Consider the following 26210-nt stretch of genomic DNA (forward strand, 5'->3'; position numbering starts at 1 on the left):
ACGGGCGACCCAGGCCGCAGGGTAGGTCGTGCGCACGAAGGGCGCGTCAACATTGCCAGCGGCGGTTTGGGCAAGATGATAGGTGACGTGGACGTCGAATGCCTTGCGCACCGCTTCGACCGCACTGGCCGTGTCGCCGGCGTTGCGGACTAGGTCCAGAAGGTGAGTAGCGCGTTCCATCGCCCCTCCATGATCTCAGATCACTGAAGGGATGACGCTTCGCCAACAAGCCTCCGACAACGCATGGTCATCGTCGGATGTCACATGTTTTGTTGGGGCGGAATAATTCCTCTCGGGCAGAGACTGCCGCGCCAAAACGCTCTGCAAGGGTTCGATTTCGCCACCCTTCAGCGCCGCCACGGCCTTGCGAAGCCGTCCAAGGGTGTCCGCATCCAGCCGGCCGGCCGCGACGGCTGCCAGCTTGGCATCGATGTCCTCCCAGCCCATCGGATTTGACGGCTCGCCTTTTGGCAGCAGGACCTCCTGCGTCAATGTGGCTGCCGCCGTTGTTACACGCACGCGTGCCGGCACGGCCGCCGAAAACATTGCGTCCAGTTCGCGATCAACGGAGACGTGAACCCGCTCGGCCAGCGTGATCACCTGCCGATCATTCAGATATTCCTCTTTCAATGGAAGAAGGGCTGACGGTCCGTGGACTGCTGCCACTGCGACACTGAACGGGACACTATATTGCGCGCCTTCGAGCGTGGCCGGCCTGGTCTCGTTGTTGAGCGAGAGCGCGCGAGCGAAGGTTTCAACCTCGAGCGAGTGTATGTCATCGGCGGCGATCTTGTGGTCAGCCTGGATCTGCAAGAGCGCGTCGATGGCGGCGTGAATCCAACGGCAGCAGCCATAAGGCTTGAAATAGGTGCCCTCAATCTGCCAGCTTGCTCCAAGTCCGCTGACGAGCGTGTTGCGATCGAAACGCTCGGCCTTGTCCAAGAGGTCAATCGGTCCGCTAAACCCCTCATGCGCCAGTTCCAACGCCAACAGCCCGTTAGCTGTCGCCCAGGGGATACCTTCCTTCACGTTGTTTCCCATTATGCGGGTGTAGGGCGTCGCCGCCTGGCTTGGCGCGGTCGTGCCTGCAATGGCGATTGCTTCGGCAATCTGGCGTGATGAAAACTGCCTTAGCCAACCGACGGCTGCGGCAACACCTTGACCGCACCACAAGCCGCTGTCGGTGGTCGCAACTGTGGTGACCCCACGCGCGGCGGAGATCCTCACTGCGACCTCATACCCCAAAGCGATGGCCGCAAGGGCGCGCGAGGCGTGTTCCGGATACCTGTCCAGCGTCGCCAAGACCGCCGGTATGATTGCTGCGCCCGGATGACCAGCGGCAGCGCGATGTCCGTCGTCAAGATCCTGCGAGGAGGCGCAAGCCGCGTTGGAAAACGACGCACCGCTGATGGTTGACGTTTTTCCCGAGAACCAGATAGCGGCCGATCCAAGACCCCAGACCGTCTCAGCAGCATTGCGGGCGGCCCCAGCACTCGCGGTCTCGTAGCCCGCGACCGACGCCGTCACAACGTCGAAGATCGCTTTGGCGGTCATGTTTGTCGCCGCCTCCGGCACATCTGCGGTGCCGCAGACAAACTCCGCAATTTGCTCAGCTAAGGTCACGTCCCCGAACTCCATCCACGCTCGCATACCCTGCCAGCAACCGGTCAATCAGGTCAACATAAATTCCCACAATATGGGCTTATAACAAAAATGATTTCACATTGTAGGTTTATGTTGCAAAATATGACACGTTTGTTACGGTGGCTTCACAAACGGACGGCTGGGAAGTGCAATGGGCAGCATCGCAAGAGGAATAGGGCAGTTCCGGCGGATTGCTGCCGCAGACGAACGTACCTCGGTCGCCTTTGAAGTTGACGGGCAGCCTATGACAGCCCTCACGGGCGATACGGTGCTCACGGCCATTCTCCTGCAACAGCGCCACATCAGGCGTTTCGAGTTCGCCGATGAATTGCGCAGCGGCTTCTGTTTGATGGGAGCCTGCCAGGATTGCTGGGTCCGTCTCGCCGACGGCAGGTCCGTCCGGGCTTGCACGACTGCGGTCGAGAACGGAATGAAGGTCGAAACCCGGAGCGAACACGATGTCCCGCGCTGAGATCGTGGTCACCGATACCCGCGTCTGCGGACATGCAGGCGGCTTTTCTACGCCGAGCTTCCCCAGCGAAACCGGCAGGCCGCAACAACTTCTAGATCATGACCGGCTGAACCAACAGAGGAGATCAAGAAAATGAACAATCGCATCCTAACGGCCCGCAACATCCATCGACGCAGCGTCCTTGCGGGGGCAGCAACAGCGACTGCGGCGGCCATGCTTGGACCCCTTTCGAGGCCGGTGCTGGCCGACGACAAAATCCTTGCCGGCAAGCAGATCCGTGTCCTGACGTGGGCGGACGCGACTGGGCGTGCAGCGGTCGAGAACATCATAAAGCCTTTCGAAGAGGCAACCGGTGCGCGCGTGATCGCTGACCTTACAGGCACCACGTCCGAAATGGTGGCCAAGATCAAAGCATCAGCGGCTCGCCCACAATATGACGTCGTCATTCTCTCAGGTGTCGGGGCGATCGAACTGGCGAGCGCCGGGCTCCTGGCAAGACCGGATACTGCAAAAATACCCAACCTCGAACGGGTGCTGCCGGAATACAGATCCGGCGCCAATGGCTTTGGGGTGGGCTATTACCTTTGGAGCGACGGCTTGGTCTACAACACTAAGACCTTTGCCAGCCCGCCGGATTCCTATGCGGTGCTTTGGGATGAAAAGACCGGCAAGATCTTTGTCCCGCCGGCCAATGATCTTGGCGCGGCAGAGCTCATCATCGCTGCCGCACGGCTTGCTGGGGGAAGCGAGCATAATCCGGATCCGGGATTCGAGCTGCTGCGGAAGCTCAAGGACCGCATCCTGACCTTTTCGACAAATGCCGGTCAACTTGCCGAGCTCTTTCAGTCGAATGCACTCCATGCGGGCGCCGTCTACTCGCCCCTGCAGATGGCGGATTTCATCCGAGAGCCGCAGTACAATGCCTCGGGGACGTTCGATCTCAAGGAAGGCTTCTTCGTGGATTTGCAGTTCATGGTGCTGCCGAAGGGCGCCCCGGGAGACATCGAGGTTGCACACGCGCTCCTCAACCAGGCTCTTGATCCCGTCACACAAGGAAAGATGGCCGAAGCCGTTTGGTATGGACCGATCAACCAGGATGCCCAGCTGTCTGAAACGGCCAAGCAAAGCCCCTACATCGCTTCTCCTCGGCTGATCAAAGAAAAAGCGGCGACGATAGACTGGGATCACCTTGCAAGCGTTCGTGCCGACTGGATCAAGCGCTACACCGAAATCCTCACAAGCTGACCGCCCAAGCGCTGGCCGCGCTGAACATTGCCAGGCCCGGGCCAGTATCGGAGATGACGGAGAAAGGGAGGATCACAGCGCCATGTTGAACACGGCAAACCAAGCCTTGCCGCCCGAAGGCGGCTCATTGAACCACAACATACCGATTCTGCAGCTGGTCGGCGTCGGCAAGGATTTCGCGGGCGGCGCGGTGCGTGCGGTCCATGGCGCGTCCTTATCTGTTCGCGCAGGCGAGATCCTGTCCATCCTCGGCCCCTCTGGGTGCGGAAAGAGCACGATGATGCGCATGATCGCCGGATTGGAGGATCCAACAGAAGGTGACATCCGCATCGCCGGCCGCAGTGTGCTGGGATTGCCGGCTCACAAGCGCAATGTGGGCCTTGTGTTTCAGTCGCTTGCAATCTTTCCACACATGACGGTCTGGCAAAACGTCGCATTCGGCTTGCGCATGAAGCAGACGCCTAAGGCAAAGATCACGGCCAAGGTCAACGCTGCGCTCGAGACGGTGCAGCTTCCCGCCCGCACGTTCGCACAAAGGTTGCCCGGTCAGCTAAGCGGGGGCCAATTGCAGCGCGTCGCTCTGGCGAGGACGCTGGTGACAGAACCCGCCCTCATTCTTTTCGACGAGCCAATGGCCGCACTGGACCGACGGCTGCGTGACCATATGGCGGTTGAGTTGAGGAGCATTCAAAAGGCCCTGAACATTGCCGCCATTTATGTGACCCACGACCAGGAAACGGCTTCGGTCATGTCGGATCGTATTGCCATCATGAATTCCGGACAGGTTGTGCAGGTAGGAACACCTGCCGACATCTACCGGCGCCCCAGCAATCGGTTTGTTGCGGAATTCCTTGGCGATGTGAATTGTCTGCGGGCCAGGAGCCAGCCGGCGGACCAGACCGATAGACCTGGTTCGCTGATCCTTGGCGGCGCCATCGGCGATATGGAAGCGGGGACGCTTGAGCAGGAGCTTTTCTTCCGTCCCGAGCATGTCTTATTGCAAATCCGCCGCAAAAGCCCGGATGACATCGCCGGCACGATCATTGACGTCCAGTTTGCTTCGGGACTTTTCAACTGGCGTGTGCGGCTGTCAGACGGGCAGGAACTTGTCGCGCGAACGACCTCAGACCTTGCAGGCGCGGGGTCTGGCACCGCTGTGTGGGTGCAGGTGAGCCCCGACAATATCTTCACCCCGCAAGGATAGGACACCATGTCGTCTGTCTCGCCCGTCGCGCCTACCAGTATCCCTGTGCATTCGCCGAAACCGCACCGCAGAAGCCCCACCAGCTACGCCTCGGTCTTGATTGCTCCGGCGGGAATGCTCATTGGACTTGTCATCCTTTGTGCGGCGGCGGTCTTGCGGATCAGTTTCGGCAGCAAGAATGCCGAATGGATAGCCTGGACCGTCGAAAGTTGGATCGCCCTGTTCGAGCCAATTTATCTGCGGGTTTTTGCAAAGACACTCGGGCTTGCGGCAGCGAGCTCCATCCTTGCCGTGGTCGTCGCCTTTCCAGTGGCGGTTTATATGGCGCGGGCGCGCTCGGCAGCACTGCGTCGAACTGTGTTGATTTGCGTGATGCTGCCGATGCTCGTCAGCTTGCTGGTCCAAAGCTACGGCTGGATTGTCATCCTTGGACCAAACGGGATCCTGAACTCGGTTTTCAGCCGCCTCGTCGACATGACCGAGCCGATCTCTTTGTTGTTCAACGATACAGGGGTGCTGCTGGGCCTGGTGCAGACGAGCCTGCCACTGGCAGTGCTGCCGATTGCAAGCGCCTTGCGGACAATATCCCCAGAAGTTGAGGAAGCGGCAAGCGTGCTGGGTGCTTCGCGTTTGGCGGTCTATCGCACGATTATCCTTCCACTGGCGTGGCCAGGTATCGTTGCCGGAGGACTGCTTGTGTTTGCCTTCAATGCTGGAGCATTCGCAGTCCCTCTGCTCATCGGCGGCTTGAAGGTCACGACGGCTGCCCTGCTGATCCGCGACGAAATGGGAACGCTCCTGAATTGGCCGTTCGGCTCGGTGCTTTCCGTCGTTCTGATGCTGATTACCATGGCGATCCTTTTTGCCAGGCGGATGCTTGTGTCAGGCCGTGGCCAGCAGATATAGCCCGATGCGAAGGTCGACCAGTCTCATCGGAATGCAGCGCTGCGAAGCACTGATCGTGACCTGCGCCACGGCGGTCATCCTCGGCATAATGCTGCTTCCGATCGTTGCCGTGATCCTGATATCCTTTACCCCTTCAAGCAGCATTGGATTTCCACCTCCGGGCCTGAGCCTGAAGTGGTACGCCGCCACCTATGACATGCTGTTCGGGCACGATGCGGATCTCGTGCGCTTGCGGGAATCACTGACCACAAGCATCTCAGTGGCGGGCCTCACCGCTGCCATATGTTGCTTTGCCGGCGTCCCTGCCGCTTACGCTTTGGTGCGATTGAGCTTCCGCGGAAAGACCCTGTTCAATGAGCTCGTCGAGCTTCCGATCATATTTCCGGCGATCGTCCTGGGCATCGCTCTTTTGATGATCGTGTCGGCGCTTCCCTTCGACCTCGGCATTTTTCAGCTCGTGGTCGCGCACAGCATTATCGCGTTGCCGTTCATGATAAGGAACGTTGCTGCCGCGCTTCAGGGGCTCGATCCCGCACTCCAGGAGGCAGCCAACACGCTGGGAGCATCGCCGCTGCGTGCCTTTGGCGAAGTTGTGCTGCCGCTCATCAGAAACGGTGTCGTATCAGGGATACTTCTGGTTTTCGTGCTGTCCTTCAACGAATTCACGCTGAGTTACTTCCTCTACACGGTGGATGCGTTTCCGCTTTCCATCTGGCTGTTTCAGAAAGCCAATACGACCATCGACCCGACGATTTTTGCAGTCTCGACCGTGGTCATTCTCATCAATGTCCTGGTCATCCTCGTGGTTGACCGGATCGCAGGGGAAAATACCAGCAATAAGCTCAGCTAGCAGCACGCCGCTGGGAAACCCTGTCGTTAAGAGATCGGACAAAATGCCGCCTTCGAGCTTTCCCGTCGTACTGCTGCACGGCTCACCCTTCGAGCGTGGACGTGTGCATGGACTTTATTTCGCCGGGCAAATCCGGACAGCCATTCGCCAAATGAAACGCCGGCATGGCACGAGCGCCTTTCGGGATGCCGAAGGCAGAGCCGCGCAATCCTGGGAGCTCCTTGCCACGCTGGCGCCGGCTGTCCTGTTGGAGCTCAAGGGTCTTGCCGAAGGTTGCGGCTGCAGTCTGCACGACCTCTATCTTCACAGCAGCTTTGAATTCTTTCTCGGCCAGCCTGCAACCGGCTGTAGCGCAATAGCGTTGCGCGGTGCCAAGGGAGCAATCGTGGGGCAAAATTGGGACGCTCCCCCAAGCACCGCGTCCGATCTGGCAGTCTTTGTCCACACCGGTCCAGCTGGATTCGAACGGGCTGTCGTCGCTTCCGTCGGCATGCTCGGCTGGGTCGGATGCAATCAGGCTGGTGTCGCGCTCGTCAACAACGACCTGATGCTCGACGCTGCGCCAACCGGTCTGCCCTCCCAGGTCGTGCGGCGCCTCGTGCTCGACCAGTCGAACGTCAAAGCGGCGCTCGACACCTTGACGAGCGTGCCGCATATGTCCGGCCGAAGTTACCTGTTGGGCGATGCGGACGGCAACGTTGCTGCGGTCGAGGTTTCTCCGTCAACCGGGGCAAGACAACTCGAAGGGCAGGTGCTCGTCCATACAAATCATGCGCTCGCAACTGACGTTCAGGCGGTCGAGGACGGGGAGACCCTGCGGTCGACCTATCCGTCGAGTTTCCGTCGCCTTGATGCGCTGCGGCGCGCCATTTCCGACACGACGAATGTGGCAGGTGCCGCCCGGGTTCTGAGCGATACCGAGGGCATGCCGGAGGCCGTCTCCAAGGATGTATCTGTAAGAGAAAAGACGCAGACGGTCTTCTCCGTTATCTTTGACTGTGGCGCCCGCGAATTGCATCTATGCGCCGGCAGGCCAGACATCGGCAGCTATTCAACCTATCAATTGGCCCCCCTGGCGTCTCACCAATCGCATCGGCATGATCAAACCACCCTGCGTGCCGCATTGCTCGAGAGCGGCCTCCGCGGCCACCGCTCTCGCGTGCCAGATGTCAAAGTGGGTCGCCGATGATCGCTTTAGATCGGGGATATTCATCACAAGCGGGATGGAAATTCCAACTCTATCGATCGCTGCCCATGGACCAGATGCTCAGAGAGGGAATGCCGAGACCCCGATCTCCCTGGAGGAAACATCTGGGGGTTCCGACGCGGTAGCGAGCCTGTCCGTGAGTTGACAGTATTTTCCGAACGTTTGGGGTGTCGATCTCTGTTCTGCTGTTCGGTGAAACGCCAGCCACGTTGGAACCCGATGAGGTTCCAGAGACTGATACATACGATGTGCTGGCTGTATCGTGACAAGGCAAAACATATGACACGTCGATTAGGCTTCCGGGTTGTTGATGTGTTTCGCTTTTTCGGGTCAAAGTGCAATCGCGATCAGCGCGGTGATCGGCATGATCACCAGCACGATGGGCAGCATCAGCGACAGCATGATCGGCATCATTGTCATCGGCAACGTCGGCGCCAACGTCGTCGGCACGATTGTCGTGCTCGTCACCTTGATCATGATCGTCGCCGATCAAGGTCCTGATTGCCTGCCGCCCTTTGACGAATTCCACGCTGGTTTTTGCCGCTAAGAGCTGGCCGGCGATGGCATCTATCAATGCGCTGTTCGCCGGCTTGGAACATGGGCGAAACCGAGATCATCAGCGGGTTCGGTGGCGCATGCCACAGAGCGTCCGGCAGCCGTTTGAATAGCCTATTGCACAATACCCTAACAATTGTGCAACATAATAACCTAATAATAGCGCAGCTCAGTTCCCTAATAAGAGCGCAGCGTAAAACCTAATAAGCATGCAACACAAAAACCTAAGGACCGTGCAACATGGCACCGCCCCATGAGAAATTGGCCGGATCGCTCGCCGCGCTGAAGGAACTGCAGGATCAGCGGATCGTCGCCATCCGTTCGAGTGACCTATCACGCACCCATCGCGAACGGCTCCTCAAAAGCGGCTTCCTGCAACAAGTCATGAAAGGCTGGTATATTCCGGCCAATCCCCACCAGCGCCAGGGCGAGACCACCGGCTGGTACGCCTCGTTTTGGGATTTTTGCGCCAGCTATTTGAGTGATCGCTTCGGCAAAGATTGGTGTATCGCGCCGGAACCCTCCTTGTCCTTTCATGCAGGCAACCGCACGGTCCCGGGACAATTGCTGGTGCGGTCCCCCGCCGGAGGCAATAAACCCACTGCCCTTCTGCACGGCACGTCGATTTTCGACATGCGGGCCAGCATGCCGGCTGCCCGCGACATTGCCGAAGCAGACGGTCTTCGCCTCTACGCCTTACCAGCGGCGCTTATCGAAGCCTCACCCGCTTTCTTCGCGCAAAAACCGACTGACGCGCGGACAGCGTTGGCGATATTCTCGGATGCATCGGAAATTCTCACGCGACTTCTCGAAGGAGGTCACAGCACAATAGCCGGCCGGCTCGCGGGCGCATTCCGTAACATCGGCCGCGAGCGGATCGCAGACGACATTGTCCGCAGCATGCAGGCTGCCGATTACACGGTTCGCGAAACCGATCCGTTTGATACACGGCTGGAATTGTCCTTGCCGCGCCGCGAGACGTCACCCTATGCCGGACGGATCAGGCTGATGTGGCAGGAGATGCGCGGCGCCGTCATCGAAAATTTTCCGGCGGCGCCCGGAGGCCCAAATGACGCCAGCGCCTACCTCCGGCGCGTTGATGAGGTCTATGTGACCGACGCTTATCATTCGCTTTCGATCGAAGGCTATCGGGTCAGCCCCGAGCTGATCGATCGAGTGCGCAGCGGCACCTGGAATCCGGATATGAATCCGCAGGACGGCGAGCATCGCGATGCGCTCGCGGCGCGCGGCTACTACCAAGCCTTCGAAGCGGTAAAGCGCAGCGTGGCGTCTGTCCTGGCGAATGAAAACCCTGGCCACGTAGTCGATGCGGACCATGGAGGGTGGTACCGCGAACTATTCGCACCCAGCGTCACCGCCGGTATTGTCAAGCCCGGCGATCTCGCGGGCTACCGCAGCGAGCGCGTGTTCATCCGCAATTCCATGCATATGCCTCTACCGCCCAATGCCGTGCGGGATGCGATGCCGGTCTTTTTCGAGATGCTCGAAGCAGAGCAGGAGCCGGCGGTGCGCGTCGTCCTCGGCCACTTCATCTTCGTGTACATCCACCCCTACATGGATGGGAACGGTCGCATGGGACGGTTCTTGATGAACGTCACGATGGCGGCCGGCGGTTATCCTTGGACTGTCATTCCCGTTCAACGTCGCGCCGACTATATGGCCGCTCTCGAGCGGGCCAGCGTCCATCATGACATTGTTCCGTTCAGCCGCTTTCTAGGGGAGTTGGCACATCAAGGTATGTCAGGTGAGGCGACCGCGACACTTCCGGCGACTTAAGCGATCACTGCCAAGAAACGGCGACATAAATCGCCTGCCGCTTTGATAATTCCTGAGGCCGCGCAGGACGACGATCGACTGCCTCTACGACTTTGGCGACAGCTGGGAGCATCGGCTCACCGTGACCGGCGTCAGAGCCGGCGATCCGGAGGCCTCCTATCCGCGCTATGTCCGCGGCGACAGAAACGCTCCGCCGGAGGATTGCGGCGGAATCCCCCGGCTTCTATGACACGTTCGACGCGCTGACCGACCCCGAGCACCCCAACCACGCCGACGCCAAGGAATGGCCGACGACTACGATCCTGACATCATCGACGAACTGCCAATCAAATACGCGCTCGCCCGCATCGCAAACCGCCGAAACGCCACGGTTGATCAAGACGACCCAGCCGAAAGCCGACAGCTGATCAGCTCAACATTGCTGCGGTGCTCACCGGAGCTCACCGGGCTCACCGGACGGTTACCCCCTTGCCCAAGGTACCTATCTACTGCGGCAGGCCGACGGCCTGAATCTCTCGCGCTGAGTCGCAGGGTCGGCCGAACACCCCCTTCATTCTTGTTTCTGACCCGTGCTCTACATCCGTGTCGAACGGTGGTATTTGACTGCCCCTCAAACTTCAAGGACGGCGACAGCGCCTGGTACGACTTCGACGCCTGAAGGCGGAAAATGTGTACGGATGATGGCGCCTGGTGGGCTGGGATCAGCGCGAATTTCGAATCTGGCTCCATTCCTCGTGACAAGGAGAAGTAGTCAGCCAACGGCCGGGCCTCAATCCCGAGGCTGTTCAAATTGTCGCCGAGAAAGGGACGGTCACATCACCGAAAGCTTCTGTGTTGATTTCTGCTGAACGTCCCTTGGTGGTTCAGGCGGCGTGAACGCCATCCGAGCGCTCCACGCGACGACGAAATTCAGCAAATTTCGCCGCCAGCTCCTCGGCACGGGCTTCGCACTCATCCAGCGCCATTGCCTCACAGTCATAGCCGAGCAACTCGCGTACGACATTCACCGTCTCGGCAGTGAAACGCACCGTGCCGTCACTTTCCACGGCTTCGATACCGTCGAATTTCTGGCACTGCCTGTTGATCTCGACCGCTTCCTCCAGTGACAGGCCCTCGGGCAAATCGACCGAAATACCAGTTGGAGCGATCCTCACGGGATAGCCTCCGAGAAGAGCCAACGGGCCTGGTGCATGGACAACACGCTCGACGCGGTCGGCCAACGCGCGCAGTACAGATGTCGCCGATGACGCGGTTACCGACTGCCCGGCAAGGCCCTTCACCCGCCGAAAGCGTCCAGCAACGTTGGCGAAGATTTCCTCGTGGCTCAATTCATCGGGTTCGACCCTTTGACCCTCCCGGTAGACGGTCAAATGGTAGGGCGCTCCGTCCGTCGTGCCGGTGCTCGGCATGCGGTAACTGATGTAATGTTGGGCAAAGAACCGCACGTCTATCCTTTGCGGATCGCAACTCAGAAGATGGGCAGCGGCCAATCTGATGCCCGGTACCGCGTTGGCGATATTGCCGATGCCGACCGTCGGCGACAGACCTTCGGCTGCAAGGGCGGCATTTGTCACATCCGGATAGGACGCATTCACAACCACGCTCTCAAGCCCAGCCTCGCGCACGGCCTTCATCAGACGTCGCACGAGAACGATATGCATCGGCGTCCATATGCCGCCGCGAGCTCGGTCGATCTGGCGATAGGCGTCGGGCGACAATTGCGTGATGACCCACCAGGAATGCAGTGTCGTCGCATTGAAGATGATATCCGGACGCAGGGCTGCCAGCTGCTCTGCTGTTGCCTCGACATTCATCAGGTCGATCGGCAGCACGTCGACCGCCGGATAGCGACCAAGGTTATAGGCTGTGTATCGCGCCAGATTGACCCTTTGATTGGCCCGCTCAACATCTCTGGCGCCGACATACAGATCGTAGGCCTGGCCACTTTGACTGAGAAAATCAAGGACGGCGCCGCCAAGCACTCCGTGTCCGAGAATAAGAATCTTTACGCGGTCTTGCATCGAAGATCTCCACGTCTCTATTCACAAAGGGTCCGGCTGTGGAAACTGACAGTCGCCACATTATCGTTATGACTGACGTTGGTAGAGTCAACGTAAATATTGTTAAGTTTTGCATAAACAAAAAGTACAGGTTTCACAAATGAATAATGAACTTTAAGGCATAATTCACAGAAATTACATGCCTATGAAAACCAACTGTTTCAATGCCATGTTATATCTATCAACCATTGTGGAGGTGGGACGGCGTTGGATTTTACCTTGAAGCGTATTGAAGCGCAAAACGTTGAAGTATAGCCGCAGTGACAGCGATGGCGCGTGGTCGGCAAGCGGCGATAGGCCCAGAAGGCGCGGGAGAATAGCGAGATGTTGTCTTTGGCAGAGCCTGCCGATGTCGTGTTTGAGATCGACCTGAAGGCCATACAAGCAAACTTTCGGACGATCTCGGCACTCGTCGGACCCCATGTCAAGGTGGCCGCAGTCGTCAAGAGCGATGCTTACGGACTCGGTATGGTGGAAATCGCAAGGGCGCTCGCCAACGCCGGCTGCGATCTGTTCTTTGTCGCAAACCTGCACGAAGCGCTGCTTTTAAGATCGTCCCGGATTAACGCAGCGATCGCGGTTTTTTGCGACGAATTTGCGCGGTTTGGCCAGTTCTATCGATCCGAAAATCTCATCCCCCTGGTGAACAATGGCAGTGAAATGGACGCCATCCGCGCGACCGGGGAGCCGCAAACCTATTTTCTCAATGTCGAAACCGGATTTTCCCGCCTCGGTCTCACCTTTGACGACGTGCGGCGCTTTTATCTTTCCGGGGTTTTTGGGCAACATCCCCCTGCGGTCATGCTCAGTCATCTCGCCTGCAGCGACTGCGCGGCAGACGCAACCAATGTGTTGCAAAAGAACCGCTTCCGCGCAATTTACGATCTTCTCAAGCCCACCCTTGGCAGTCTCGCCGCCTCGGCCGGAGTGTGGCTGGACAAATCCTATCATTTCAACATGGTGCGCGTTGGCTCTGCGCTTTATGGGCTCAACAATGCGGGCATCCAGCCTAATCCTCTACAGCCGGTCGTGCGTCTGCGCGCGAAAGTCCTCGACATACGCACTGTGGCAAGGCGCGAGGCGGTCGGCTACGGCGCCACGTTTCGCACGGCCCGAAACAGCCGCATTGCGACCGCCGCAATCGGCTACAAGCATGGCCTTCCATGGTCCTGCGCAAACAAGATATCCGTTCGGCTTGGTGGATATACTGCTCCCGTTATCGGGCGGATATCGATGGAGTACATCGCCATCGACGTAACCGATATCCCCGAAACGGTCTGTGGCATTGGTGCCTTTGCAGAAATATTGGGTGAAGATTTTGCGGTCGATGAGCTCGCAGCAGCAGCCGGCGCCAATCCCCAGGAGGTGCTTACGCGACTTGGTGCAGGCTGCACAAGGCAGCACCTGAATGCTTCGTCTCCATCCGCCCCGTCCGTTGGCAAAGCGCCAGACGCAGGCGACAGCCACAGTCCGTTCGCGCTCGCCGTCTAGGGTCAAGACGCGTGATGGACAGCCCAGTCTTTCAAGAGCAATCGCCGGTGGAACCGGTCCGGCGTTCGCGGCGACGAAGCAGACCACAGCACGTAGCACCGGGTAACGCCCCGACCACCTCGCTTCAGCGTGGCTACGAGACAGGAATTCTTTTTATCGCGATCTCTGCCGCGGCATGGAGCACCGCCGGACTGTTCGTCAGGAGCCTGCCGCTTGATGCCTGGACGCTTCTGTTTTGGCGCAGCTTGTTTGCCGCGGGCTTCCTGGCAGTTCATCTCTTCGCGGTTCGGCCAAAGCCGAGCTGCGGCCCGATCTTGCGGATGGCAGGGCCAGACATCGCCGTGGCGGCCTTTCTGGCCGTCAGCATGCTGGCGTTTATCCCGGCCTTGCAGCTGACGTCGGTCGCCAACGTCGCCGTCATCTTTGCGACGACACCGGTCTTGACGGCTGTCTTCGCGCGGCTTTGGTTGGGAGAGGTCCTTCACCGCACGGCGCTCCTGGCAGGAGTGACAATCCTCGCAGGAACCTGCGTGCTCGTTTGGGGAAGCGGGTTTGGGTCTGACCTTGTTGGCAACGCGCTGGCCATCGTCATGACTCTCACCATGGCCGCTGTCACTCTGTTCATCCGCCGCTACCGAGAACAATCGCTTTTGTCCTCCATCTGCCTGGCCAACATATTGGTGGCCCTTGCCAGTCTTTGCTTCGCTGTGCCTCTTTTAGCGAGTTGGCGAGAGATGTGCTGTCTTGCGCTTTTCGGCCTCGTGCAAGTGGCATTAGCTTTTGTTTTCTTTTCGGCCGGCACGCGCCGGGTTTCAGCCGCACAGGTTTCCTTGATTGGCGCGTTGGAGACGCCGCTTGCTCCATTTTGGGTGTGGCTCGCATTCGGTGAAGTGCCCTCGCTGCCAACCCTGTTTGGAGGCTGCATCATCACCGCTGCAACAGTCGGGCATCTTGTGACGATCGCCATCCGGTCCGCCAGGCGGGACGTCTAGCGTCGGCTAGGCCCGAGAAGCGTTCATCCAAAATGTCTTGGGGATCCGGTATGAACAATTGGCAACCGCCTACGGTAATCGACGGCATTTCAGCGCTAGCGGAGCAGTATCGCGGCGTCATTCTGGATTTATGGGGCGTCGTACACGATGGCGAAATCGCCTTTCCCGACGCGATTTCGACCCTCCACGTGCTGAGGTCCAAGGGCGTTGATGTTTGCCTGCTGTCAAACTCTCCCCGCCGCGCGAACCAAGTTGCCGCGCGACTGGAATGCATGGGCATAGATCCATTGCTCTATGCTCATATCGTTACTTCCGGCGAGCTGGTGTTCGAAGCCCTGCGAGATGCACGTGACGACTGGCATGCCGCGCTCGGACGGCGCTATTTCCATCTCGGACCGCCCGACCTGGCAGGACTGCTTTGGGGATCGGACCGAATTGAAGTCGACCTTCCACGTAGCGCTGATTTTATTCTGAACACCGGAACAAACGGCCAGCAGACGCTGGACGATTTGACGATGCTTCTGGACGAATGCGCTTCGCTCGAGCTTCCAATGATCTGCGCCAATCCCGATCTGGTCGTTGCCGTAGGCGATCAAACCATTCTTTGTGCGGGGACCCTTGCCGAGCGCTACGAAGCCCTTGGAGGAACCGTTCGCTATCACGGCAAACCGCATTCACCGGCTTACCGACACGCGCTCGACCTGCTTGGCTACGAAAAACACGAAGTGCTCGCTGTCGGCGATTCACTCCGCACCGATGTCGCGGGCGCCCGAAACGCAGGCTTGGACGTCGTCTTCATTGCCTGTGGTATCCATCGTGCTGAGCTGGGCTGTATCAAGCCGGGAGAATTCCAGCTCAGCCGGCTTCAGGAGCTTCTTGCGAGACAGTCCGACATCCCCACATTCGTAGCCCGTCACTTTAAATGGTAGACGAGCGAAACTCGAGAGTGCAGCGGCTGCCCGCGGACGCACGGCCGGGTCAGAAGCGGGCTTTCTGGTCTGCGACAAGATCAATCGGACGCTAGCCGATCGTGCTGAAGAGGCGGCCGAAAAAGCCAGCGGGTGGTATGACAGCGCGGCTGAAAGCGCATCTTGCACAGCCCAAACGCTCCGCGACAGGGCACAGGCAGTTTCCGGCGTTGTGCAAGACAACCCTGGGACGGTATCGTCCGCCTTTACACTGGGCATGGCCTTTGGGCTGTTGATAGGTCTGGCTCTGGTGGCCAATGAGCGTCGCGATCGCTGGTTCAATCGATGAAGCGAGCCAGAGTTTAACAGCGCTCATCTCACCCACTTTCCCACCCCCGGCGTTGGCTCGGCTCTTATTTGAGCAGCTGCCACCGTGGTCCCGATTTCGCGCGCCACCTCCCGGCCGTCCATCGCGAAAAGCGGTCGTGTTCGAGTTCCTGTATGAACCATTGGGGTCGGGGGACGTTCCTGTGCTGAACTAACATCTGTGCCGGCAGGACAGTGGCGGATTCCAAGCATCATCCCGCGCAGCGGAAACAAGACAAGCCCGGTGCCTTGGCGAACTTTCCTTATGACCGGATGACTGTCGAACGATTTCGGGAGGCTTTTCCGCGAGCGCGGTGGAGCGACGAGCGCAGGAGCTGGTTTGTACCGGGAAAGACTGCGGCCCGCCGGGTCGACCGTTGGCTCGCACGCGAGGCTGAGTTGGTGGCGGTCCACGGCGACAGCAGGGGACGCGATGCCTACGCCTTCGATCCGATCTCTAGTCCATATCTCGAGGTTGCCGACGACCTGCGCATTCGGACGCCTTACTCGAAGACTGTCCTTCAGGAACTACGCGCAATTCCATGGGCAAGTTGGGACGACGAACTCCGGGCGTGGCGTGTGCCATTTCGATCCTATGAAGAACTGCGGCGCCGGTGGCCGAGAATTGAAAAGGCTGCCAGACGTAGCGAACCAGAGGAAAGGAAGCGACGGCGAGCGGCGGAGAGGGACTCGGAAGCTCAAAGGATCACGCGGTTGCGATACGCGGAACGCCGCCGCCATCGCTACCCGTTGCTGGCTAAAGACTTGCCGCCTTTGGGCCGCGCCGTTGCAACAGAGCAGTACGGTATTGTCGTCTTTACCGAGCTGTCAGGTGAACTGGTCGAGCCATCAGCATTGCCCGCCTTCTACCCACATGCGGTGCGGGCGGACGTCGATTATGTGTGGGGAACGTGGCGTTCAGCGACCTTGGCGGAACTCATCAAGACATGGCCCGCTCGTCGTGAGGCCGGACCGATGGAGCATTCCCGGGGCTGGTGGCAGCCAACGCTTGCCGAACTTAGAGTGGCCCGTCGAAATGCGCGATCCATTGAGCATAGAAGGCGAAACCGCAATCCCAGCCGAATGTCATGAAACGCATAAGCTGTGCCCTCAGGGCGTGCCCGGCCATTTCGCTCGAAGGCAATGATGTGGCGACCAACCTCAAATGGATCATGAGCTCGAATTCGCTCTGCCTGATGCCGCCGCCCACATACGAGACCTGGTTCGCCGAAAAGCAGCTCGAGCCGAATGTCCACCACGTGCCGTTGCAGCCGGATTTCGCTGATCTTGCCGAGCGGGTACGGCACCTCGAACAACATCCGGCGGAAGCCGAATGCATTGCCGCCGCGAATGCCTATTGCCGCAACTTCGCCGACGAGCGGGCCGAGCAGGCGATCTGCTTGCTGGTGCTCTACAAATATTTCGTGCTCAGCGGCCAGATCAAGCCTGATCCCGAAGTCTGGCGCTATATCTCAGGCTAAGGCTCTGTTTGTTTGTCAGATGCCGCTCCGGTCAAGAAGCAGATCGGCTAATGGCAGCTTTGCAAGACGCAGTCGAAGTTAGACGAGGCTATCGAAGAATGCTGGCCAGATTGGCCAGTCTAGGCAGCTTGCGCGGTATCCATGATTGAGGCCGCGCGACTTTGGCGTCGGCCACATACCGCCACCGCCATTCATCGCTTAAATCGTCTCGCTGCCGCTCTAACCCGCTTTCTTCCAATGATGGAATGAATTTTAGCGTGACATTTGCCCTATCAGCTATGGCGCTCAAAACCCGCTCGCGATTTTCGACGATCTCTTCATAGCGGACCCGCATCGGAGTCACTTGGCTCCGCGCGAAATAAATGTCCCACTCGTTGTTTGTAGCTAGAATGAATTTCATCTCGTCTTCGATCTGGGTGAACGAATAAGTCGCCTCTCGCCCTTGTCCAGATCGCCGGGAACTCCATTCGTTTGTTTGCTTGGCCCTTACCAGAGAGATAGCTTGTCCGAGAAGATCGTCGCGGCTCACTCTCACAAATATAGGATTTGGGAAAAACCGCCACAGATCGACCCGATCAACAGCGTATCGCAGTTGAGAGGGGAACAATTTGAACGAACAGACGCCGCCCGTTGCCCGTGCAGCCACAAACTTCAGCCTTAGCAGTATGTCATTCGGGTCGGCTATCTCGGGATATTTTTGCAAGTTATGTTTAAAGAACTCATCCGGTGCGCCAAGCTGCCTTGTTTTTTCCATCAAAGCGCAAAGAAGACTTGTGCCAGATCGCGGCGCCCCCAAGACAACTATCGTCGCCATGGGCGATACCCAGTCAACAGACGGGTCTGGGCGGGCAAGGGTTTTGCGTGACAGCCGGTACAACATGACCATCGAATTAACCTCGCAACCCCAGGCTTATCAACGCCTAATTCCCGGATCGTGCAAAAGGGTCCCTCAGACGAGGTCCTCAGCCTGCGCAGCAGCGGACGGATTTTCCCGTGCCACCCTCCCCAACGAGCGATAAAGATAATGGCTTCGGCGTCAGTCCGAGCGCGAGTTGATGCTGGAAGAGCGCGAGGGATCGCCAACGCTGAACTTGCAGTCAATGAAACTCACTACCACCAAGCGGCCAATACAGCCGATCGGCGCAGACTGGCGGCTGCCCGGCTAGGATTGGCTTTGCGAGCGAGATTGTCACCGGGCTTGAGCAATCAGCGCCACGGCGTCGGCGCGAGCCTTGGAAGACAGGTGCAAAATTGTCGTCTGAGAGCTGGTCAGCGCCTCGACCGGCCATTCGGCCAGGGTCCGGCGCATCTGGTCGGCGAGTGAAGTTTCGTTGGCTTCCTCGATCGAATAGGCAAGCGGCCAGCCGATGCGGTCGAGGATCGGCTTCACCTTACCCATTCCCCTAACTTGGTCGATGGCAATGACCGGCTTGCCTTTCGACAGGCCGTAGAGCGAGCCGTGGAGGCGTGTCGTCAGGATGAGGTCGACGGTCTCGAACTGCCGCTCGATCTTCGCTGCCTCGTTTCCGGGTCTCAACACCGTGTCGATCGGCTCGGTCTCGAGACCGAAGGCTTCGGCAAGCTGCGACAAGAGCCGCTCGGCCCTGAGCCATTCGGTCATGCCCGCGCCGTAATCCTGCTGGTCGCCGCGGAAGCAAAGCCCGGCTTTCAACCGCCTGCCGGTCGGGGGCACTGCGCAAGGTTCGGAGCGCAAAATGGCGAGATCGAAGGATGGCCTCGGCAGGCCGTCGCGCGCCAATATGGCGTCGAAACGGGCAGCTATGTCCTGGTGCCCGGAAATGACGCTGACCCCCACGGCGATCTTTCTCGCGTTCCGGTGCACGGTAAGCAGGTCGGCCAGTTGGTCGGCCTGAACAATCGGGCCGCAGACGAAAACCAGCGTCTCGATTTCGCGGCGCATGTCGAACAGGTCGCTTATCTGACGGTGGCCGGCAATGCCGAGTGTCGGGTGGCTCAGTACGTTATGCTCATGGCCGGCTTGGCGCAGTGCTGCCGAAAGGTTCTTCACCGCATGCAGATCGCCGATCGTCGCGCCGCCGCCGCCTTCGAAGCTTCCCCACCAGACAAGCGTAGTGGGCGAGGCGGCGGTGCGCCTCAGCAGTCTGTGACGACGGTTGAAGGAACGGCATTTGCGGCTGAGCAACGACATGAGTTTGAGTTTCTTCTGGGATCGAATAAGACAACCGCCTTGCCAGAAGCGCGGCATGCCCCCCGACGCCGGATAGAGAAAAACACAAAGATAGGCAACATGGCAGCTCCGGCGGTGAACATGCTCTGGATCGGCGAAAGGCTCGGCCGCGTCGAGCTGCTGTCGATTGCCTCCTGGCTCGCCTGTGGCCACGCCGTGCGCCTCCATGTCTACCGGGCGGTCGCCAATGTGCCGGCCGAAGTCGATCTCGTCGACGGCGAGCTCACCGTGCCTTTTGCCAAGATGAAGCGCTTGCGCCACCGCAAGACCGGGTCCTATGCGCTCGCCTCCGACTATTTTCGCTATCGGCTGCAGCTGGTCGCTGGCGGATTATGGTCCGACCTTGACGTGGTTTGCCTGAAGCCGGTGAATATCGAGGGGGCTTGCCTGTTCGGGCTTGAGGACGAGACACTGATCAACGGCGCAGTGCTATATCTCGACGCCGGCCTGCCGATGACGGCCGAGTTGGAGAGCCTGTTCCGCATCAATTACGTCCCTCCCTGGACTCGCATGCGGCGGGCGCGTAAGGCCCGGTTTAAGCGCTTCATCGGCCTGCAGGTGCGGCCGGCCGATCTTCCCTGGGGAACTTTCGGCCCCGGCGCGCTAACGGCGCTCGCGCATAAGTACAGGCTGTTCGAATGCGCGCTGCCGCGGCAAGTCTTTTACCCGCTCCATTTCGGCCAAGCGCGGGCCGTCTACGATCCGGCATTCTCGCTGGATGTGATCCTGCGCGAGGAGACGCTGACGTTGCATCTTTGGAACGAGATGCTGCGCGACTTGAAGCACAGGCCGCCGCCGGCAGGTTCGCCGCTTGCGAAGCTTTATGCCGAGTATGGCGTATGAGCGGCTTTGTTGCGGTGGCGGGCAGCCTCTATCCTGTCGCGCACGATCTTCATATTTGCCGCGGCGCGGCTCGGGTCAGCCGGCTTGTGCCAGATATGCAGCACCTCTGTTGCCCAACTGCCGGAGCGCCGGATGACACCTTTGTCATGCAGGCGAAAGACGAAGTCGATGTCCTCCGAGCCCCAGCCTGTGAAAGTCTCGTCGAAGCCGCCGACGGCAAGTGCGTCGATTTTCCAGCAGGCGAGATTGCAGCCCTTGATGCGCCGCCAGACGAAGGAGCGATAGTCCCGAAGTCTTCGCCAGGTCAGGCGCATGAAGAGCGGCATGATCTTGGAAATTTCGCCGGTGAGGCGATGGCTAAGGGTCTTCTGGCGGAAGGCTTGATAGTTCCACTTTCCTTCGGCCAGTAGCTCCTTGCTGAGCTCCCGGCCAAGCAGAATGCGGCTGCCGGTGACCACGTGGTTCGGTTCGGCGAGCGCGCGGTGCTGGGCGACGAAGTCCGGCTGCAGGATGCAGTCGCCGTCAATAAAGATCAGATAGCGGCCGCGCGCCTCGACGATCGCCTTGTTGAGGATCGTGGAGCGGCGAAAGCCGACGTCCTCGTGCCAGACATGCTTGACCGGGACCGGCGCCGAGCCAGCAAAGGCCTCGATCACGTCCGCGGTATCGGGACGTGACCCGTCATCGGCGACGATGATCTCGAAGCAGCGCTCGGTCTGGCTGGCGAGGGACTGGAGGCTGAGCCTCAGCGCCTCCGGCCAGTTGTAAGTGTTGACGATCACAGAAATCGACGTGACTTCGGACATATCGTGAGCGCCTCCTAGGTACATTCAGCGCTTTATCCGGACAACATGCGCAGGTACAATAACGTCGTGCATGACATGTCGGGCGGCTCGGTAGCCTATTGGGGGGTGACCAGCTAGCCGCCGAGCCCAACCGGCGGCCTGCGAGGTTCGCCAGCTGAGCAAGCATGCGCTCACGCTAATGTAAGTGCAAGGCCAAGATGTCGGTGCGCGGGCTAGGTTGCCGGACTGGACGCCCTTGCCCAAAGCACGCATTCTCCGGCATGCCGTCGCCGATCGTTGCACTGACATTTAGTGGAACCGGGGACGTTTGACCGACTTGCCAAGAGTTGTCTGTCGCGCCCATGCCGCCGCGGATGATCATTAGCATCGGCGGTAAATGCTCAAATTTGCATGAAATCACGGTGTGTTCGCTGGCCATACTGGCAGCCGCCGCGCAACTTCCGCCACACAGAACTAGCGCACGCACAAGCCATTTATGCGGCATAGGCCGGCACCTCTCTTTCACAGAGTTTTCTTGATCCACGTCCGGCGCGCCTACGTCCATAGCCTCAGAAGGGTACCGCTCAGCATAGCCTTTCGCATGGAATGCCATCGCCGTCCCGATCCAGCTTCCCGCCCCAAGAGTAGTTGTTTAGATACCAATTTGCCTCTTCACATGAACCGATCTGAGGGCAGGTACGGCGAGGCTGACAGGACCAGCTTTGGGTAAGCGCACGCGGGGTCACCAGGCCTAGTGGCTTACTTGTCGATAACCCGTTGTCCGGCGCTCCGCGCACCAGTCCCAAGGCGCTTGAAACGACCCTGCCCAAATGCCGCGCTTGCTTGCCTTTGCCGCTGCCTGCAGGCTCGCAAAGGCGCCACTACTGTATTTCGGCCAGTCGAGTGCCGGACCTTGCTCTACAAGCCACTGCTGAACGCTGCGACCGTCGGCACGCTCACAATCACCGATAAGCCGACCGTAGCGATCGCGTCGACAAAGCTACAGTGCAGGGGCCGGGATGCGGCCAGGAAGGTGTCCAGTGCCTCGGCAGCGCGCCGTACGCAGGTACTCGAAGCCCTTGGCATCGTCGGCAATACGCCCGCTCTCCGGCGCGTCAATGCCGTTAAAACGGATGCGCTGGCCGGCGATCTCGACGGTATCGCCGTCGATAATCGAAGCGCGGCCCTCGATTGGAGCTGGCAAGGTCCGATCCAATTCGATACGGCAAGTTGAACCCGTTCGCCGCGCTGGATGGCGTACTGCGTGATGTAGGCGGCAACCGCAGCCGCCGTTACGAAGACTAGCCGCATAGGGACGGCTGGCCACCTATGGCACCCCGGTTGCGTTCTGAAGCGTTTGACCCATTCCATCGCCTCGCGATTGTTTCCCGATCCGCCCGCACAGTCCAAGCCAACCTTACTGGTCGGGACCACACCCGCTGTTGCGGCTACACCTCGATAGCGCTGCGCCGCGCCCGCAATGCGTTGGCCGTCGCCTTCAATGTGCGTGTTGTTGCTATTCGGATTGAACGGATCGGCTGTTTGCAGAAGCATAATGGCGTTGTTCGTATCGCCTGTCGCGAGCGTCACCGTCTCGTAATGGTTCAAATAGTCGGCAGCACAGCCCGAAATAAGAACCGCTGATACAGCGGCAAAATACAAACCCCCCGACACCAGATGGGATCATGCATTGTTTGTTCGTTGTTGTCGAATGCACAAACGAAGGCTGGAACTGGTCATCAACCTGACTTGCCCCCAAGTGTTGCTCACTTGGTCGAGATCAACCGTCACAGGCGGCCAAAGGTTAACCGTCACCTTGCCGGCGTCATCGTCAAATACGCGTGACTTCACCGATCAGTTCGATGTTCTGACCCTTTTTGGCCATCCGATCGACGATCGAATGAGGGAAGTTGTAAGGCGGGATGCTGACGCTGGCGCGGTCTTCGCTGACGCGTCGCAAGACAGTGGCTGTGATTGCCACCTCGTCGCCGATATCTATACCCCGCGCCATTTGCGACTGGCTCTCATGAGTCGATCTCCAACCGTTCGTGTCCGGGCAGCTCATGCCAGATGACCTGCCGAAGGTCGCGCCTATCGACCGTCTGGCCACATGTCGGACAGTCGTAAAGATGCTGGGCCTCATGCTTCACTAGCGCCTGACGCGTTCCAATGAGGGGCGGTCCCAATTCGGAAAGCTTGGTCATCGTACCGGCAATGCCTGCGCGGCCCTTGTCAGGGTTGCCCGATCGCTGCCGTACTTGTTGATCAGCTCGCGCACCTGTTGCGGCGTTATGTTGTTCTTCAGGGCGAAATAGTTCACCTCATAATCGTCGTCGGCCGAGATCCGCTTGCGGTCGCGAAAGTCGCGTTTGCTTTTGTCGTCGGCCATTTCGGTTCCTCCTTGAACTTGCAGAATTTTGTTATGTTCGCTCTGGCTAATATAAGTCGGTGATCTAGACTCGGTTCCATGCACAGGCGGGCTGGCGCCGGCTCCGGCCGGCTGGAGTTCATCGAGCCGTTGATGCCAACCTTGGTGGAGAAGCCACCGGAGGGTGCCGGCTGGATTCATGAAGCAAAGCTTATCCATGCTCGATCGCGCAACCACGGTCCGTCCAGGACTTCATAACACGGGCATTCGGCGAGATCTGGGTCAGGAGGCTGCGTCTTGCGGCTTCCGCTGAACCAACTACAGCGCCTTGCCGCACTGGGACTCTAGTTCCTGCTGGCCGCGTCGGGCAAACATTGCCCGCAGGTGGGCCATCGCCTCACCGGCGCCCTCGACCTCAAGCAGATCGTCGATCTCCGATAGGTCGAAACCCCCCTTGTCAGGACGCTCGCTTCGTCTGCGCCGATGCTGGGAATCTTGGCGCGCTCTCCCGTCACCGCGTCACCGTGACAGCATTCCGGCGAATATGCTAATGCCCCCAAGCGCATTTGATTGCTATTTCGACGGCAGCCCTTCTAGCCGGCATGGCCCGCATTGCTATCTCAAACCATTCCCAAACTTAGGGCCCTTATACCGGGAACGCGAGGATAGCTGGGGTCTTGACTGGGGTTGGCGAAGAACCACTACCGCCGCCAAAAGCCGCGATGGGCCTCGATCAGCGCCTCCTCGATTTCCGGGAAGGGGCCGTGGACCTCGATCCGTTTCTGGCCCGAGCCGAAGACCGCGCGCGACGAGAGGCTCATCGTCGGATTCTCGGCGTGGTCGCCGGTGAGCGCGAGCAGCTTCGATTCATCGACGCCGTAAACCAGCCGGCCGATATTCGCCCAGTAGAGTGTCCCGGCACACATCGCGCAGCTGTCGAAGGTGGAGACCAGCGTGCAGGACCAGAGGAAATCCGGCCGATAGGCGGCCGCAGCACGCCGGCAGAGCTCGGTTTCGGCGTGGCGCACGGTGTCGATGTTGCCTTGCCGCATGAGGATGCGGTCGTCGGGGCCGACCAGCACGGCACCGAAGGGATGATGGCCGTGCGCCGCCGCCTCGCGAGCGACCGCATCGGCGGCGCGAAGGTGGGCGAGCATCTGGTCGCGGGTCACGCAGTCTCTCCGGTCATTGAGGTCACCGGGTGAGCCGGACCAGCGGCAGTGTTTCCGAAAGCCCAATCCGGCATCCACCCGATGACCGGCTTGTTGAGCTGAGATTGCCGCCATTGGCGGGCATTGGCAAGTCCGTACCGTCGCGACCCGTCGCCAAGCGGGGCTGCCTTGCAACAAAAGTCGGTGACGCCAGCGCTTTCCGCGCCAAGGATGTCGATTTCGTCTTCATCAAGACGCTCCTCTCCCGTGGTTTTCGCTGATACGCATGACGATCGCGCCGTTCATGCCGGGGCTGGATCAGGCGGCGGCCGCCGTTCCGCGATCAGTCGCAGGATCTCGGCGAACAGCATCCTTGGCACGGCGACCTCGGCCATCTAGAAGGCGACGTAGCGGCCATGACTGACCAGCCTGGCGCCGATCTTGATCAGCTTCTCCCTGAGGCTGGTGAGCGACCAGTCTTTGATCGGCTCGGGCGTTGCCAGCGTGCGCAGGAAGTTGCCGAGATTGTAGGCGAGCGCGTGAAGCTGAAGCCGCACGGCATTGGCAGCGAACGTCCGGCACGACAACCGCGTCCACTTGATCGCGCCCTTGCCTTCCTTGATCCACTGCTCGGCCGTGCCGCGGCGATTGTAGAAGGCGACAACCCGCTCGGCCGGGCGGGACAGGTTGGTGACGATGAAGCCGACGCGCGGAACAAGCTCGCCCGGATGCCACTCGACTTTGGCGATCACCCGGCGCGGCTTGGTCCAGCTTCCGGCCTGATAGGTGAAATCTCCCAAAATCAAGCTAGGTTCGCGTCCATGCAACGACTGTGGATAACCTTCGTTGTTCGGCATCAGTGAGATGGCTCGATCAGGGCAAAGTGAGTTTTTCGTGCTGACGATGGAAGCTATGCGCTCGCGGTGGTCACGGCCGATCGTCCGCACATCTCATGGGCGATCGATAGCCTCGCTGAGCGCGGTACCCCGGTCTTTGGCCTGATCTCGGAACTGACAGCGCAAACCCGGATCGGCTATGTCGGCCTCGACAAAAGGGTCGGCAGGACTGCCGCTAGGGCGATTTCGGGATTGTGCAGGAAGCCCGGCAAGGTTCGCATTCTGGTCGGCAGCCGGCAGAGCCTTGCCGCAAAATACGAAATCGGCCCCTCTCTTGCGTGGTGAGTGCCTCGGAATGCCGGTCCGTTGCCGCCGAACGGTTTCATTTCTCAAGCCTCCAGAATCTGGCACGTCTCCACTCGGACCGTTTGGCCACGATGGCGCGCATCAGGGCTTCCTCGCCAGTGCGCTGATGAAACCCTTCGCACAAAGACCTCTACCGCTTCCTGGCGATGCTGGTGGGGGCCAGCGCTTCGGAATCGAATCGAAGGTCAAGCATCGCCCTCACATTACGCTTGGCAATTGCTGGTTGCCGTGTAAACATAGATGCACGCAAAACAATACCCCCATATGGGGGAGGGCTGCGCAGGGGAGGGGCAAATGGAGTCCGCGACCCAGCTGCTGGACCTGATCCGCAACGCCGGCGACACGGCCAGTGCGGTCGAAGCGGTGCGCAAGGCATTCGACGTCCACGCCACCTATCATCTTGCCCAAACCGCCGCCGGCAGTGTTGACGCGCCTTTCGTGCGCACGACCTACCCTGCGGCCTGGGTCGCCCGC

General features: G+C 59.6%; 24 protein-coding genes and 4 pseudogenes. 17 read left to right on the forward strand and 11 right to left on the reverse strand.

Annotated elements, in window-relative coordinates; genetic code table 11:
* Together EN859_RS39880 and EN859_RS33090 are read right to left on the reverse strand one after the other, a co-directional pair.
* Window positions 1-180, reverse strand: a pseudogene (locus tag EN859_RS39880) (autoinducer binding domain-containing protein); the annotation flags it as partial.
* Between the two features lie 15 nt (window positions 181-195).
* On the reverse strand, window positions 196-1650 hold the full coding sequence (locus EN859_RS33090; protein ID WP_127856837.1) for an MmgE/PrpD family protein: 1455 nt from the start codon (window positions 1648-1650) through the stop codon (window positions 196-198).
* A 145-nt stretch (window positions 1651-1795) separates the two neighbouring features.
* On the opposite strand from EN859_RS33090, the gene EN859_RS33095 reads away from it, so the two are divergent.
* From EN859_RS33095 to EN859_RS33130, 8 genes are all read left to right on the forward strand, one after another.
* The gene (locus EN859_RS33095) at window positions 1796-2116 is read left to right on the forward strand and encodes a (2Fe-2S)-binding protein (protein ID WP_210237739.1); all 321 of its coding nucleotides are present in this window, start codon (window positions 1796-1798) and stop codon (window positions 2114-2116) included.
* A gap of 237 nt (window positions 2117-2353) precedes the next feature.
* The gene (locus tag EN859_RS33100) at window positions 2354-3361 is read left to right on the forward strand and encodes an ABC transporter substrate-binding protein (RefSeq protein WP_245525832.1); all 1008 of its coding nucleotides are present in this window, start codon (window positions 2354-2356) and stop codon (window positions 3359-3361) included.
* Between the two features lie 82 nt (window positions 3362-3443).
* Window positions 3444-4565, forward strand: a complete 1122-nt coding sequence (locus EN859_RS33105) for an ABC transporter ATP-binding protein (RefSeq protein ID WP_127856839.1) — start codon at window positions 3444-3446, stop codon at window positions 4563-4565.
* A gap of 6 nt (window positions 4566-4571) precedes the next feature.
* Window positions 4572-5471: an ABC transporter permease gene (locus EN859_RS33110; RefSeq protein WP_127856840.1), complete on the forward strand. Its 900-nt coding sequence runs from the start codon at window positions 4572-4574 to the stop codon at window positions 5469-5471.
* Between the two features lie 4 nt (window positions 5472-5475).
* Entirely contained in the window at window positions 5476-6321 is an 846-nt protein-coding gene (locus EN859_RS33115; protein WP_245525833.1) for an ABC transporter permease, read from the forward strand.
* Between the two features lie 43 nt (window positions 6322-6364).
* Window positions 6365-7510 carry a C45 family peptidase gene (locus EN859_RS33120; RefSeq protein WP_189502399.1) on the forward strand — a complete coding sequence of 382 codons (1146 nt, stop codon included), beginning with the start codon at window positions 6365-6367 and terminating at the stop codon, window positions 7508-7510.
* Between the two features lie 373 nt (window positions 7511-7883).
* Window positions 7884-8075, forward strand: a complete 192-nt coding sequence (locus tag EN859_RS33125; protein ID WP_127856842.1) for a hypothetical protein — start codon at window positions 7884-7886, stop codon at window positions 8073-8075.
* A 248-nt stretch (window positions 8076-8323) separates the two neighbouring features.
* Entirely contained in the window at window positions 8324-9880 is a 1557-nt protein-coding gene (locus tag EN859_RS33130) for a Fic family protein (protein WP_127856843.1), read from the forward strand.
* A gap of 863 nt (window positions 9881-10743) precedes the next feature.
* On the opposite strand, the gene EN859_RS33140 is transcribed toward EN859_RS33130, so the two are convergent.
* Entirely contained in the window at window positions 10744-11901 is a 1158-nt protein-coding gene (locus EN859_RS33140; RefSeq protein WP_127856844.1) for a hypothetical protein, read from the reverse strand.
* Between the two features lie 363 nt (window positions 11902-12264).
* Between EN859_RS33140 and alr the strand changes: the two genes are divergently transcribed.
* The 5 genes and pseudogenes from alr to EN859_RS33165 form a co-directional block, all read left to right on the forward strand.
* Window positions 12265-13431 carry an alanine racemase gene (gene alr, locus EN859_RS33145; protein ID WP_127856845.1) on the forward strand — a complete coding sequence of 389 codons (1167 nt, stop codon included), beginning with the start codon at window positions 12265-12267 and terminating at the stop codon, window positions 13429-13431.
* A gap of 14 nt (window positions 13432-13445) precedes the next feature.
* Window positions 13446-14423: a DMT family transporter gene (locus tag EN859_RS33150; RefSeq protein ID WP_127856846.1), complete on the forward strand. Its 978-nt coding sequence runs from the start codon at window positions 13446-13448 to the stop codon at window positions 14421-14423.
* A gap of 50 nt (window positions 14424-14473) precedes the next feature.
* Complete coding sequence (locus EN859_RS33155; RefSeq protein ID WP_189502401.1) at window positions 14474-15352, forward strand: TIGR01459 family HAD-type hydrolase; 879 nt, start codon at window positions 14474-14476, stop codon at window positions 15350-15352.
* 540 nt (window positions 15353-15892) lie between these two features.
* Complete coding sequence (locus EN859_RS33160) at window positions 15893-16789, forward strand: hypothetical protein (RefSeq protein ID WP_127856848.1); 897 nt, start codon at window positions 15893-15895, stop codon at window positions 16787-16789.
* Window positions 16790-16824: 35 nt separating this feature from the next.
* Window positions 16825-17178, forward strand: a pseudogene (locus EN859_RS33165) (glycosyl transferase family 90); the annotation flags it as partial.
* Between the two features lie 88 nt (window positions 17179-17266).
* On the opposite strand, the gene EN859_RS33170 reads toward EN859_RS33165, so the two are convergent.
* Both EN859_RS33170 and EN859_RS33175 read right to left on the reverse strand, forming a co-directional pair.
* Window positions 17267-17992: a Stf0 family sulfotransferase gene (locus tag EN859_RS33170; RefSeq protein WP_189502408.1), complete on the reverse strand. Its 726-nt coding sequence runs from the start codon at window positions 17990-17992 to the stop codon at window positions 17267-17269.
* Window positions 17993-18367: 375 nt separating this feature from the next.
* Window positions 18368-19348 (reverse strand): polysaccharide pyruvyl transferase family protein, encoded by a 981-nt coding sequence (locus EN859_RS33175; protein WP_127856850.1) that lies wholly within the window; start codon window positions 19346-19348, stop codon window positions 18368-18370.
* Between the two features lie 99 nt (window positions 19349-19447).
* On the opposite strand from EN859_RS33175, the gene EN859_RS33180 reads away from it, so the two are divergent.
* Complete coding sequence (locus tag EN859_RS33180; RefSeq protein ID WP_127856851.1) at window positions 19448-20230, forward strand: glycosyltransferase; 783 nt, start codon at window positions 19448-19450, stop codon at window positions 20228-20230.
* Here EN859_RS33180 and EN859_RS33185 read toward each other — a convergent pair.
* Together EN859_RS33185 and EN859_RS39885 are read right to left on the reverse strand one after the other, a co-directional pair.
* A complete protein-coding gene (locus EN859_RS33185; RefSeq protein ID WP_127856852.1) occupies window positions 20209-21036 on the reverse strand; it encodes a glycosyltransferase family 2 protein in 828 nt (275 codons plus the stop codon). The genes EN859_RS33180 and EN859_RS33185 overlap by 22 nt on opposite strands.
* Window positions 21037-21766: 730 nt before the next feature.
* Complete coding sequence (locus EN859_RS39885) at window positions 21767-21985, reverse strand: hypothetical protein (protein WP_245525835.1); 219 nt, start codon at window positions 21983-21985, stop codon at window positions 21767-21769.
* On the opposite strand from EN859_RS39885, the gene EN859_RS39890 reads away from it, so the two are divergent.
* On the forward strand, window positions 21929-22249 hold the full coding sequence (locus tag EN859_RS39890) for a hypothetical protein (protein WP_245525834.1): 321 nt from the start codon (window positions 21929-21931) through the stop codon (window positions 22247-22249). The genes EN859_RS39885 and EN859_RS39890 overlap by 57 nt on opposite strands.
* 597 nt (window positions 22250-22846) lie before the next feature.
* Here the strand turns inward: EN859_RS39890 and EN859_RS33205 are convergent.
* The 4 genes and pseudogenes from EN859_RS33205 to EN859_RS33230 form a co-directional block, all read right to left on the reverse strand.
* Window positions 22847-23080: a hypothetical protein gene (locus EN859_RS33205; protein ID WP_189502410.1), complete on the reverse strand. Its 234-nt coding sequence runs from the start codon at window positions 23078-23080 to the stop codon at window positions 22847-22849.
* Between the two features lie 135 nt (window positions 23081-23215).
* On the reverse strand, window positions 23216-23404 hold the full coding sequence (locus EN859_RS33215) for a DUF3606 domain-containing protein (protein ID WP_127856856.1): 189 nt from the start codon (window positions 23402-23404) through the stop codon (window positions 23216-23218).
* A 680-nt stretch (window positions 23405-24084) separates the two neighbouring features.
* Window positions 24085-24555: a nucleoside deaminase gene (locus EN859_RS33225; protein WP_189502406.1), complete on the reverse strand. Its 471-nt coding sequence runs from the start codon at window positions 24553-24555 to the stop codon at window positions 24085-24087.
* 281 nt (window positions 24556-24836) lie between these two features.
* Window positions 24837-25328 (reverse strand): annotated as a pseudogene (locus EN859_RS33230) (transposase); the annotation flags it as partial.
* A gap of 129 nt (window positions 25329-25457) precedes the next feature.
* Here EN859_RS33230 and EN859_RS33235 point away from each other — a divergent pair.
* Together EN859_RS33235 and EN859_RS39895 are read left to right on the forward strand one after the other, a co-directional pair.
* Complete coding sequence (locus tag EN859_RS33235; RefSeq protein ID WP_127856857.1) at window positions 25458-25715, forward strand: hypothetical protein; 258 nt, start codon at window positions 25458-25460, stop codon at window positions 25713-25715.
* Between the two features lie 315 nt (window positions 25716-26030).
* Window positions 26031-26210, forward strand: a pseudogene (locus EN859_RS39895) (LuxR family transcriptional regulator); the annotation flags it as partial.

It is taken from the genome of Mesorhizobium sp. M00.F.Ca.ET.216.01.1.1, from assembly GCF_004010325.2.
In the GTDB taxonomy this organism is placed as follows: domain Bacteria; phylum Pseudomonadota; class Alphaproteobacteria; order Rhizobiales; family Rhizobiaceae; genus Mesorhizobium.